This is a genomic window from Blautia sp. RTP21359st1_E11_RTP21359_211015, from assembly GCF_040910705.1.
GTDB classification, from domain to species: domain Bacteria; phylum Bacillota; class Clostridia; order Lachnospirales; family Lachnospiraceae; genus Blautia_A; species Blautia_A fusiformis.
The window spans coordinates 1-12799 of record NZ_JBDGAB010000034.1 but is presented as its reverse complement, the minus strand read 5'-3'; the positions used below and the strand labels follow the sequence as shown (position 1 = coordinate 12799).

The 12799-nt window shown below is 45.6% G+C and carries 10 protein-coding genes and 1 tRNA gene; 1 reads left to right on the top strand and 10 read right to left on the bottom strand.

Annotated elements, in window-relative coordinates; all coding sequences use genetic code 11:
* Positions 1 to 5 precede the first annotated feature (5 nt).
* The 6 genes from AB5026_RS12150 to AB5026_RS12125 form a co-directional block, all read right to left on the bottom strand.
* Positions 6 to 1670: a CDP-glycerol glycerophosphotransferase family protein gene (locus AB5026_RS12150; protein ID WP_161209332.1), complete on the bottom strand. Its 1665-nt coding sequence runs from the start codon at positions 1668 to 1670 to the stop codon at positions 6 to 8.
* A gap of 14 nt (positions 1671 to 1684) precedes the next feature.
* Positions 1685 to 2881: a CDP-glycerol--poly(glycerophosphate) glycerophosphotransferase gene (locus tag AB5026_RS12145; protein ID WP_021651922.1), complete on the bottom strand. Its 1197-nt coding sequence runs from the start codon at positions 2879 to 2881 to the stop codon at positions 1685 to 1687.
* 27 nt (positions 2882 to 2908) lie between these two features.
* Positions 2909 to 3832, bottom strand: a complete 924-nt coding sequence (locus AB5026_RS12140; RefSeq protein ID WP_022426081.1) for a hypothetical protein — start codon at positions 3830 to 3832, stop codon at positions 2909 to 2911.
* 24 nt (positions 3833 to 3856) lie between these two features.
* Positions 3857 to 4759 carry an undecaprenyl-diphosphate phosphatase gene (locus AB5026_RS12135; protein ID WP_022426082.1) on the bottom strand — a complete coding sequence of 301 codons (903 nt, stop codon included), beginning with the start codon at positions 4757 to 4759 and terminating at the stop codon, positions 3857 to 3859.
* Positions 4760 to 4889: 130 nt separating this feature from the next.
* Entirely contained in the window at positions 4890 to 8105 is a 3216-nt protein-coding gene (gene carB / locus AB5026_RS12130) for a carbamoyl-phosphate synthase large subunit (RefSeq protein WP_022426976.1), read from the bottom strand.
* A complete protein-coding gene (locus tag AB5026_RS12125) occupies positions 8105 to 9181 on the bottom strand; it encodes a carbamoyl phosphate synthase small subunit (protein ID WP_015527400.1) in 1077 nt (358 codons plus the stop codon). Before AB5026_RS12125 ends, carB begins: the two co-directional genes overlap by 1 nt.
* A 237-nt stretch (positions 9182 to 9418) precedes the next feature.
* Here AB5026_RS12125 and AB5026_RS12120 point away from each other — a divergent pair.
* A tRNA-Leu gene (locus AB5026_RS12120) sits at positions 9419 to 9502 on the top strand.
* 67 nt (positions 9503 to 9569) lie between these two features.
* Here the strand turns inward: AB5026_RS12120 and AB5026_RS12115 are convergent.
* From AB5026_RS12115 to AB5026_RS12100, 4 genes are all read right to left on the bottom strand, one after another.
* Positions 9570 to 10037 (bottom strand): signal peptidase II, encoded by a 468-nt coding sequence (locus AB5026_RS12115; RefSeq protein ID WP_021651918.1) that lies wholly within the window; start codon positions 10035 to 10037, stop codon positions 9570 to 9572.
* An 81-nt stretch (positions 10038 to 10118) separates the two neighbouring features.
* Positions 10119 to 10811 carry a zinc ribbon domain-containing protein gene (locus AB5026_RS12110; RefSeq protein ID WP_021651917.1) on the bottom strand — a complete coding sequence of 231 codons (693 nt, stop codon included), beginning with the start codon at positions 10809 to 10811 and terminating at the stop codon, positions 10119 to 10121.
* 42 nt (positions 10812 to 10853) lie between these two features.
* Positions 10854 to 12239 carry an ATP-dependent Clp protease ATP-binding subunit ClpX gene (gene clpX / locus AB5026_RS12105; RefSeq protein WP_022426973.1) on the bottom strand — a complete coding sequence of 462 codons (1386 nt, stop codon included), beginning with the start codon at positions 12237 to 12239 and terminating at the stop codon, positions 10854 to 10856.
* Positions 12240 to 12375: 136 nt separating this feature from the next.
* On the bottom strand, positions 12376 to 12799 hold a 424-nt coding region (locus AB5026_RS12100), incomplete at its 5' end, for a S1C family serine protease (RefSeq protein ID WP_368213392.1).

The window sequence follows — 12799 nt, the reverse complement described above, 5'->3', positions numbered from 1 at the left end:
TTACATTAAAATTTTTTCTCTTTCAGCCTTCTTTTCAGTTTGTCCGGTATTTGAGCATTGGCTATATATTCATAAATTCGTTTGCTGTTGTCATTGTCCCTGTAGGGAAGAAGCTCATCTCTTCTTCCTGAAAATTCCGGTTTTTCACGGAATCCGTTCCTCGCATATTCTCCGATAAGGTCTACCAGCTGGTTCTGATCCCATGCCAGATCTCCGAAAACATCTTTTTTGTAGTCCATATAGCTTCCCTGGACTTTCTCATAGGTTTCCAGATCAAAGGGATAAAATACCACCGGTTTTTCCTGATAGTAGACATCCCAGGAAACAGAAGAATAATCGGTGATCAGCATATGACAGCTCATCAGAAGCTGATTCAGCGGCATAGTCCCAAATGGGATCAGACGGATATGCCTGTCTTCCACCTGAAAGCTCCGGATATGTTCCCGGAATTTCGGATGGATATAAAAATTCAGCGTGATATTTTCCTTTTCCAGAAGAGTCTTAAGCCTCTCATCCTGCAGAAATGCTTTATAACGCTGATAGTATTCACTTTTTTTGAACTGCTCCTCGCTGATATCCTCCAGCCAGCTTCTCCATGTAGGCATCAGCAGGATCTCTTTATGAGCCGGATCCGACTTGTCCTCCAGCACATCCCATCTGGCCAGTCCGGTGATAATGATCTCTTCATTATCGTATCCGAAATAATCATGGATGATCTTCTGTTCATAACCCGAAGACACCACAAACAGTGCCATCTGATTGCCTCCGCCTTTATGGAAGGTCCTGTGGCATTGCTTGAAGCCCATCACTCCATGCTGGAGAAATACGATGTTCTTCCGTGCCTGATACAGAACCTTGTAGATGCTGTTGGGCGAATCCCAGATATAAAAATGCCGGATTGCATCGGTAGATATCAGATACCGTGCAGCGCTGAGATAGATCATGTACTTAAATGACATGAACTGGATCACATTGGCATCATACTCTTTTACAGCCTGATAATCCGGACATTTTTTATCTATTACATAAAAAATCCGACTTCTGTCCTTCTCCGGTGCATGCTCCATACAGTACCGGAAAAAATAGAGGCCGTTGTCCTGTGCCATTGTACAGTATTTCTCGCAGATCAGCCATAATTTCTTATGATCCCAGTAAGGTTTCAGGATAAAATAGCAGAATAATGCAAGAAATTCTTTTGCTATAAATGCATAGCTGTCATATTTCGGATCATATTTCCGGTATTGAATGGTAAACTGCCTTGCTCCGTTGACAAAGGGATAAACCATATGCCCATCCCCGGTTCTGGTCCATCTTGGAAAAAGGATCAGCTTAAGTTTAAGTTTTGAACTTAAGCCTCCCAGGATCGCATCCTCATAATTTCCTTTTCCTTCTTTATCCACAGATGCCACCACATCCCAGAATGCGGTTTCCATCGGATACTGATCTACATTGATCTGTGCATGATACACGATCGTATTTCTTTTTTTTGCTGTCTGCATTTCAAAAGGAAAACTTGTATCCAGCACTGCATTTCGCTGTTTCAGCTTCAGGGAACGGATCCTTCCTCTGGATCCTTCCAGCTCAAAACTGATCTTTATGGTTCCTTTTGTCAGCGAAAATTTTCTGGTTTTTACCTTGATCTCCGCCGGAGCTTCCATTAACTGCTGCAATTTTTCACCACCTGTTACATTTCTTTGATTGCTTTGTAATTTCTTTCACAGTTCTTTGTATCCCACAGATCAAAATATTTTCCGTGTCTTTCCAGATAGATCTCTTCATTGGCAAATCCCTGCTTATGCAGGCGGATCAGCCAGTCCGTTACTTCCTGTTCCGTTACACATACCGGACCGAAGCCATCTTTCCGGAAATCAAAATACCCGATCTGATGATGACTTTGCCGGAATTTTTCATTGTCAAACTGGTAGTAGACCAGTGGCTTTTTCATGTAGGCAAAGTCCATGGCCACACTGGAAAAATCAGTCACCAGCACTGCGGACTCTTTAAGGAGTGTCTGCACATCGTACTCAGGCCAGGACGCCACTGTGATCTTCGGATGATCCACATGAAAATATTTCAGGAACCGATGCATTTCCCTGTGCGGATAAAAGATGATCTGAAGATCGTTCTCCTCAATATAGCGGATCAGTCTCTCATCCTTGAGAAGTGCATCCCAGTACCGGTAATAATCGGTTTCCATGAATTTCTGTGCTTCCAGCTCGTGATCAGAGGCTGAGATCTCATTGCGGATATACATACGCCAGGTCGGCATGATCAGGATCTGGTTCTTTTTTACCTTCATATCATGAAGCTGGTCAAAACGACACAGTCCCAGCTCCTGCACATAGCCTTCCGGATATCCGTACCGGTCATTGACATATTTCCACTCATCATAGGTACTGGTAACAAAAAGGCTCATTTTTGTATGCGGATAGTACAGAAAACTAAGATCTGCCGTAATGATCCCATGCTGCAGGAACGCCCGCTTGTTCCGTAGGATTCCGTAAACCTCCAGCACATAGCAGATGGCTGCGTTTGGTTTTCCCATTTTCTGGGAGCTGATATTTTTTGATGCAGCCAGATAGTAGATCCAGTGGCGGAAGCTTCCATACTGGATCACAGGTCCCAGATTTTTTACCCGGGCATAATCCGGAGATTTTCTATTGATGGCGTACACTGCATCCTCACTGGTATTTTCTCTCAGATATTTGTACAGCCAGAATCCGTTATCCCGGCATTCATTCTCTGTATCACAGAGAAGCCAGAGATCCCTGCGAAAAAGTCTGTAGACCATCGCAATGGGAAATGCCAGGATAAACTTGATGATGTGAAGCAGATCCCCAGGTTTTACTCGTTTCAGTTTTTCAAGAAATGTCTGTTCCATGTTTCCCTCTGTTTACAGGATCCCGGTTTATTCCTCTGACCAGTCTCCGTTATCATCCCAGACAATCTCTCCGTCTCCGCTGTCATCTGTATCTGTACTGTTGTCAAGAGAATCGTCACCGCTTCCGCTGTTGCCGCTGTCATCTACATAGTCGCCGCTATCATCACTGCTGTCATAGTTTCCATCATCACTGCTGTTGTCGTAGCTTCCGTCATCGCTGTTGTCGTAGCTTCCGTCATTACTGCTGTCATAGCTTCCGTCATCACTGTTATCATAGCTTCCATCATCACTGTTGTCATAGCTTCCATCGCTGCTGTCGGAAGAAGTATCCGTGATACCGGAAGAACTGTCTGTCAGATCTGAAGCATCTGTGCTGTCTGCGGAATCACTGCTGTCCGCCTCACTGTTATCCGTTTCCACATTACCAATAGTGCTCTTCTCACTCTTGTCACTGAGGCTTGTATAGGTCAGGTATGCTTCTCCGTTATCGATCATCAGTTTTGCCTTTTCCATATCGCTCAGTTGTACACTGTAGATCTCATAGGCATTTCCGTCTCCGTCTACGATCTTCATATCATAGATGGCATCTCTTGCAGAATCCGGGGTGTAATACATCTGCACCTGCTCCGCATCTTTGATGGTAGCTTCTGCAGGAACAAGACTTTTGCCCCATTCTTCCCCTCCTGCCGCGCGGAGATAGATCTCACGGATCTCTCCCTTCGTGCTGTTGGTAAGATAAACAAATTTTGCAGTACTGGTCTTTACACCGATCAGCTTCGGTGCAGGTGTAGATGTGGGAAGCGGTGTGGATGTAGCCGGTGCAGCCGTAGGTGCGGCTGTAGGAACCGGTGTTGGTGTCACCTCTGCTGTTTCCTTTGATGATTTTCCACAGCCGGCAATACCAAGCGCCGTCACTGCTGTCAGTACGATCAAAAGCTTCTTATATTTCATAATGATTACCTCCAGATTGCAGTTTTATGCTAAAAATGTTTTTCCAACGAAGTATCCGAGCACCAGGATACCAAGAATGATCCTGTACCAGCCGAATACTTTAAAATCGTGTTTCTTGATATATCCCATCAGGAATTTGATGGCAAGAACAGATACCACAAAGGATACCACAACACCTACGATCAGGATGATCAGCTCTGTGGAGCTGAAGGCAAAACCGAATTTGACCAGTTTCAGAAGACTTGCTCCGAACATAACCGGAATTGCCAGGAAAAAGGTAAATTCTGCTGCAACTGTACGGGATGTTCCTGCAAGGATTCCTCCGATAATGGTAGATCCGGAACGGGATGTTCCCGGAATCACGGAAAGCACCTGGAAGCAGCCGATGATCAGCGCTGTCTTAAAGGAAAGCTCATCCAGTCTGGTGCAGGTTGGTCTGCGGCGTTTGTTGTAGTTCTCGATAACGATAAAAAGCACACCATAAACGATCAGCATGATGGCAACGACCACATAGTTGTAAAATTTCTTTTCAATAATGTCATTAAAAGGAAGAGCGATGATGATCGTCGGCAGACATGCTACCAGGATCTTAAACCAGAGGATCCACTTATCCTTATCACAGTATTTTTCTACAAAAGTAAGGACAGTTCTGGATACTGCCGGCTGTTTACGCAGTGCCATCTGTGTTTTCTTCGGGATTTTTCTTATGTAAAAAGGCCACAGCTTGTTCCAGTACAGTACAACAACTGCCAGGATCGCGCCAAGCTGGATCACCACCAGGAAAAATTCCATAAATGCCTCGGATACATTCAGCTTGATAAACTCATCCACAAGGATCATATGTCCGGTACTACTGATCGGAAGCCACTCGGTGATTCCCTCCACAATACCGAGAAGGATAACCTTCAGTAATTCTATAAAAATCATGTTAACTCCTTTCTAAAAGCAAGATAAGGACAGGGCCGGTATGTGAACGACGGCCCCGTCCTTATCAGTATATTACATATTTGACAATTCGTAAACTTTTAATTTTTTATTTCACAAAATTTACAATTTTTTATCGATTGTCGATGGTGGCGATATCTACCAGAGTCAGGTGGTTCAGGTCTGTATTCTCAAGACTTGTGACCAGAGCCTCTGCAGTATCAAGACTTGTAAGCACATTGACACCTGTCTCGATAGCATTACGACGGATCACGAAACCATCCTTCTGGTGCTCAACACCCTGTGGCGGTGTGTCGATAACAACATCGATCTTGTGGCCAAGGATCAGGTCCATCAGGTTCGGAGACGGCTGCTCCAGCTTGTTGGTACGTGTTACCTTGATTCCGTTTTCAGTCAGTACGCTTGCAGTACCTCTTGTTGCAAAGATACGGTATCCCTGAGCTTCGAAACGTTTTGCGATCGGAATGATGTCCTTCTTATCCTCATCTTTTACAGTGATGATCATCTGTTTGTGCTTCGGAAGACGGATTCCGGCTCCGATGAAGGCTTTGTAAAGAGCCTCGTTAAAGGTTTTTGCAATACCAAGGCACTCACCTGTGGATTTCATCTCAGGTCCGAGGCTGATATCTGCGCCTCTGATCTTCTCGAAGGAGAATACCGGCATCTTGATTGCGAAGTACTCTGCTTCTTTCTGAAGTCCCGGTGTGTAACCAAGCTCTTTGATCTTATGTCCAAGGATAACTCTTGTTGCAAGCGGAACGATCGGGATTCCTGTTACCTTGCTGATGTACGGTACTGTACGGCTGGAACGCGGGTTAACCTCGATGACATATACATCCTCGCCTACAACGATGAACTGAATATTGATCATACCGATTACATGAAGTGCCTGTGCAAGACGGCGTGTGTACTCGGCGATGGTATCTTTTGCTTTCTGGCTGATGGTCTGTGCCGGATATACGGAAATACTGTCTCCGGAATGGATACCTGCACGCTCGATGTGCTCCATGATTCCAGGGATCAGGATGTCCTCACCGTCGCATACTGCATCGACCTCGATTTCTTTACCCATCAGGTACTTATCAACAAGGATCGGATGCTCCTGTGCGATCTGGTTGATGATTCCGATGTACTCTTCCACGTCCTCATCGCTGACAGCGATACGCATTCCCTGTCCTCCAAGTACATAGGACGGGCGGACAAGTACCGGATAACCCAGCTCATTGGCTGCTTTTTTCGCCTCTTCTGCTGTGAATACGGTATGTCCCTTCGGTCTCGGGATCTCACATTTCTCAAGGATGGCATCAAAGAGCTCTCTATCCTCTGCAGCATCTACGTTCTCAGCAGATGTTCCGAGGATCTTAACGCCCATCTTGATCAGTGCCTCTGTAAGCTTGATAGCTGTCTGTCCACCGAACTGAACAACAGCTCCGTCCGGTTTCTCGATATTTACAACATTCTCAACATCTTCCGGTGTCAGCGGCTCAAAATACAGCTTATCTGCAATATCGAAGTCTGTACTTACTGTCTCCGGGTTATTGTTGATGATGATCGTCTCATATCCTTCTTTCGCAAATGCCCATGTACAGTGTACAGAGCAGAAGTCGAACTCGATACCCTGACCGATACGGATCGGGCCGGAACCAAGTACCAGGATCTTTTTCTTATCTTTTGTTTCTACAGCTTCATTCTCTGTCTGCTCATCGCCGTATACAGAATAGTAATATGGTGTCGCTGCCGCAAACTCTGCTGCACAGGTATCAACCATCTTGTATGCTGCACGGATGCCGTACTCTTTACGCAGGTCTTTGATCTCAGCTTCTGTCTTTCCTGTCAGGTCTGCGATGATGTAGTCCGGGAACTCCAGACGTTTTGCTTCCAGAAGAAGGTCTTTGTCCAGCTTCTGAGTTTTCAGAGCCTGCTCCATCTCAACAAGGATAGCCAGCTTATCGATGAACCAGATGTCGATCTTTGTGATATCATGAAGCTTCTCCTGGGAAACATTTCGTCTCAGGGCTTCTGCGATTTTCCAGATACGGCGGTCATCCACAATGTTCAGCTCGTCCATCAGTTCTTCATCAGAAAGATGTGAGAAATCATAGGACATCAGACTGTCTACATGCTGCTCCAGGGAACGGATAGCCTTCATTAAAGCACCCTCAAAGTTATGGCAGATACTCATAACCTCACCGGTAGCCTTCATCTGTGTAGTCAGTGTACGTTTTGCTGTGATGAATTTGTCAAATGGCAGACGCGGGATCTTAACAACACAGTAATCCAACATCGGCTCGAAGCTTGCGTATGTTTTGCCTGTGATGGCGTTCGGGATCTCATCCAGTGTGTAACCCAGTGCGATCTTGGCTGCAACCTTGGCGATCGGATAACCGGTAGCCTTACTTGCAAGTGCGGAGGAACGGCTTACACGAGGGTTAACCTCGATAACGCAGTACTCAAAGCTCTCCGGATGAAGAGCGTACTGTACGTTACATCCACCTGTGATGCCAAGCTCTGTAATAATGTTAAGAGCAGATGTACGGAGCATCTGATACTCTTTATCTCCTAAGGTCTGGGAAGGAGCAACTACGATGGAGTCACCGGTATGGACACCAACCGGGTCAATGTTCTCCATGTTGCAGACTGTGATGCAGTTTCCTGCGCTGTCTCGCATTACCTCGTACTCGATCTCTTTCCATCCGGCGATACATCTCTCTACAAGAACCTCGCCTACACGGGAAAGACGGAGACCATTCTCAAGGATCTCACGAAGCTCCGGCTCATTATGCGCGATACCGCCGCCGCTTCCGCCAAGTGTATATGCAGGACGGAGAACAACCGGATAACCGATAGTCTGAGTAAACGCAACACCGTCTTCTACAGTTGTTACGACCTTGGATGCTGCAACCGGCTCGCCGATCTTTTCCATTGTATCCTTAAATTCCTGACGGTCCTCAGCTTTACGGATCGTTGCTGCTGTGGTACCGATGAGACGTACATTGTGCTCTTTCAGGAAGCCCTTTTCCTCAAGCTCCATGGCAAGGTTCAGACCTGCCTGTCCGCCCAGTGTAGGAAGTACACTGTCCGGTTTCTCTTTGAGGATCAGCTGCTCTACGACTTCAACAGTCAGAGGCTCGATGTAAACTCTGTCTGCGATGTCTTTATCTGTCATGATGGTAGCAGGATTGGAGTTTAAAAGTACAACCTCCATGCCCTCTTCCTTCAGGGAGCGGCATGCCTGGGTTCCTGCATAGTCAAACTCTGCTGCCTGGCCGATTATGATCGGGCCTGAGCCGATTACAAGTACTTTTTTTATGTCCTTATTCCTTGGCATTATTTCTCTCCTCCCATCATCTTCATGAATCTGTCAAAAAGGTAACTGGAATCCTGTGGTCCAGGGCATGCTTCCGGATGGAACTGTACAGTAAAGATGTTCTTTCCGTTATATGCCATACCCTCGTTTGTTCCGTCGTTGACGTTTACAAATGCAGGATGTGCGATATTTTTCTCCTCAAGTCCCTCTGCGTCTACAACATAGCCATGGTTCTGGGAGGAAATATATACTCTTCCTGTCTCAAGATCTTTAACCGGATGATTTCCGCCTCTGTGACCGTATTTCATCTTATGGGTGTCTCCGCCTGTTGCAAGAGCCATAAGCTGATGTCCAAGACAGATGGCAAAGATCGGTACATCAGAGTCGTAAAGTTTTTTGATCTCTTTAATAATAGAAGTACATTCCTTCGGATCTCCAGGTCCGTTGCTGAGCATGATGCCGTCCGGATTGTCTCCAAGGATCTCTTCTGCAGATGTCAGAGCCGGGTAAATAGTAACCTGGCATCCTCTCTCATTCAGTGAGCGTGCAATGTTTTTCTTGGCGCCCAGATCAAGAAGGGCAACCTTCGGTCCGTTCCCCTTAAGCACTTCCTTTTCGCGGCAGGAAACCTTCTCTACCACTTTTCCTGTTGTATATGCTTTTAATCTGGGGATGATTGTATCCAGGTCATAGTTCTCATCAACTGTGATCATTCCGTTCATGGTTCCCTTCTCACGAAGGATCTTAGTCAGTGCTCTGGTATCAATTCCTGCGATTCCCGGAATGTCGTTTTTGCTCAGAAAATGCTGAATGGTGTCTACGCTTCTGAAGTTGCTGGGAACTCGTGATAATTCGCGTACAATAAATCCGTCAATCCACGGCTTCCTTGATTCCTGGTCATCATAACAGATTCCGTAGTTTCCGATCAGCGGATATGTCATACACACCGCCTGTCCTGCGTAAGAAGGATCTGTCATTACTTCCAGATAACCGGTCATGGAAGTGTTAAAGACAATTTCACTGATGACTTCCCTTGCAGAACCAATGCTAGTTCCTGTAAATACATGGCCATCTTCCAATATCAGAAATGCTTTCATACAATCTCCCTTTCTTTGTTCTCTTATTTTATCCTAAATCTTCAAGATTGTATCACAGGAATCGTCATTTTTCAACACCATATGCAAAAAAAATGTATAAAACTAACTTAAAATATTTTTTTTGAATTTTTTTAATTTTTTTGAATTTTTCTATTGACATTATCCAATTCCTGAGTTATTATAAGTGAGCAGTCGACGAGCGGAGCAAACAAAGCAAAGCAAGCCGGTTGAAAAAATGCAGGAATGGCGGAATTGGCAGACGCGCAGGCTTCAGGTGCCTGTGGTCGCAAGATCGTGTGGGTTCAAGTCCCATTTCCTGCATTCTTTTTTATTTTATCCAAAATCAAAAAAACAGAAGCGCCCAACACCGGCACTTCTGTTTTTTTATTTATTTTTCTTTTTCAGAAAAGATCTCGCTCCCGCCCCAGAGAAGCGCACCTGTAAATATGAAAAGATCCGAAATATTAAATACGACCTTCTTAAGCTTCGGATTTTCCACATTCAGGCTCATATAATCCGTGACGTATCCCTTTCTGCGACGTTCCGTATAATTATTCAGACCGCCGCCCAGGATCATGGAAAGCCCAAGCTTGGATATGCGTGTGCCTTTTTCTCCGGAAGTACGTATATACTCCCAGATCGCACCGCCCAGCACCATAGATGCAAGATCTCTCAGGAATTCTTTATCTTTGTTTTTTAATATTCCAAGCATCATCCCATGATTATGGCAATTTCTTACGATCAGTCTGCCTCCCAGGCACTTTTCCTTCAGATCTTTCTTTTCCGATGTGTTGATTTTTTTCTTTATATAATAGTCTGTACCAAAGATTCCCGCCGTCAGTAAATTCCACAACATTATTCCCCCTCCTTATTTCTGTGGTCTGCATAATATTCAGGCAGGCTCCCACTGGGGAAAGCCTGCCTTATATGCTTATGGTTATTCTGTTTTTTCTTCTATTGTTTCTGTATTTTCCGGATCAGCCGCAGGCTCCTCTGTTTCTGTAGATCCCACTTCCGTTCTTTCCTCTTCCAATTCCGGATCTGATCCTGATGTTTCTGTTTCTGACGCTTCTGCGGTTTCTGCTGTTTCTACTACTTCTGACGCTTCTACTGTCTCTTCCGGATCTGCTGCCACTTCTGTAGCTTCTGCGTTTTCTTCCGCTTCTGTCTCCGGTACTTCTGTCACCTCTGCCTCAGCAGCCTCTTCAAGCTCCTCATCTGCCTGCTCGATCACATCGGCAGCTTTCTCTTCCAGCTCCGCTGTAGGACACGCCGCTCCGCAATACGGACAGAAGCTGGCCTCCCGCATCACCGCCTTATGGCAGGCCGGGCAAAACTTCTCCCCTTTGCTGGCAGCGATCGCATCTCTGTAGTGATCTGCCTCCAGCATATGCTGGCTGATCTCCTCGCAGATAGCTCCCGTCTCACCGTCAACGGCTTCTCCCTGCTCATAACGTGTATAGATCATCTTTCCGATATCCATCATCAGCTTTTCGGTCATACGCTCCTGTGCAGAGAGTTTGTTACGGATCTTCTGGATCTCATAGAGATTCTCTGCCCTGGAACTTAAGCCCTTTGCCTTTCTTGTCAGTGTGTTTCCCAGATCATCCCAAAAACTGCTTTTTGCCATATCTGTCACGCTCCTTTATATATTAAAGAATCTTCTTGTTTCTTACCCTTCCAGTGCCGGGATCTCCTGGCCACGCATAAGGATCTTCGGACCTCCGTTGCCCTGAATGTATCCCTCTGTGATCACAACCTCACCGATATTGTCGTCCTTTGGGATCTCATACATGATATCCAGCATATACTCCTCCAGGATAGCCCGGAGAGCTCTGGCCCCTGTATGGCGTTCCAATGCCTTACGGGCAATGGCATGTAAGGCACCGTCCTCAAACTCCAGTTTTACTTCATCCAGTGCCAGAAGCTTCTTGTACTGTTTCAGAATGGCGTTCTTCGGCTCCTTGAGGATCTTCACAAGCATGTCTTCCGTCAGCCCGTTCAGGGTAAAGATGATCGGAAGACGACCGATAAATTCCGGGATCATTCCAAATGCACGGAGATCATCTACCGTTACTTTCTCCAGCACATGCGGATCATCATCATATTTGTCCTTCAGATCTGCATAAAATCCGATAGACGCCTGTTTATTCAGTCTTTCTTTGATGATATTCTCAAGATCCGGGAACGCACCGCCACAGATAAACAGAATGTTCCTTGTATTTACAGTCACCATAGGTACCATGGCATTCTTGCTGGTAGCACCCACCGGAACTTCCACTTCACTTCCCTCCAGAAGTTTCAGAAGTCCCTGCTGGACAGCCTCTCCGCTGACATCTCTCTGGTTGGTATTCTTCTTCTTTGCGATCTTATCGATCTCATCGATGAAAATGATCCCGTGCTCTGCCTTCTCCACATCATTATCTGCAGCCGCAAGGAGCTTGGATACTACGCTCTCGATATCATCACCGATATAACCAGCCTCTGTAAGAGATGTGGCATCTGCAATGGCAAGCGGTACCTGAAGAAGTCTGGCAAGCATCTTCACCAGATAAGTCTTACCGCAGCCTGTAGGTCCGATCATCAGCATATTGGATTTCTCGATCTCAATATCATCCATGGTATCTGTGGCAACTCTTTTATAATGGTTGTATACACCTACAGACATTACCTTCTTGGCATATTCCTGTCCGATCACATATTCATCCAGAGTTGCTTTGATCTTATGTGGTGCAGGAATATCTTTGAGATCGATCACCGGCTTCGGAGTCTCTGATTTTTTCTTGATCTTCTTCGCCTGGTTTCCGGGATTCTGGAAACTGCTGAGATCGATCATGCTCACATTCGGCATGTTAAAAAGATCGGAATAATTTCCATTGTTCATCTGGGTGTTCATAGTATCAAAGCTTTTCTGCATGCAATCCGCACAGATATGTATATGATTAGGAAGGTCGATCATCTTCCCTGCCTGACTCTCCGGTCTGCGGCATAAAAAACAGAATTTCTCGTATTTCTGCTCCTGGTCATTGTCTTTATTATTATCAAACTGATCTGCCATAACATTTCCTTTCTGGTTTTTATTATGCATATTATAGCACATAATCCGGCTGTATCAAATTAAGTTTTTATAAACCGGGGAGCTGCATGTTCTTATGCAGCTCCCCGGTTTATAAATGGTTATCCTGTATTTTCTTTTATTTGTCAGAAGAGGGTTTGCTTCCGAGGGTCACTTCAACCGTCTGTTCCTTGTACTCTCCGCTGTTCGCTCTGGAGATCACCACTTCGATGGTTTCTCCTGCCTCATAATACTGCAGCTTATCAACAAGGTCATCCTTGCCGCTTACCTTCTGTCCATCCAGCTTCACAATGATATCGCCTTTTTTGATCCCTGCATTATCTGCTGCGCCACCTTCCGTTACCTCAGTAATAAAAGCACCTGCCGGCATATTATACATCTGGATGGCTTCTGTTGTAAGATCAGCAGCCTTGACTCCCATATATCCTACCTTGGAAGAATCTTCCACCTTATCTCTGGTTTCGCGGTTCATCAGTTCTTCCAGGATCGGCTCTGCCTTGGAGATCGGAATGGCATATCCCATGCCTTCCACCTGACTGTCT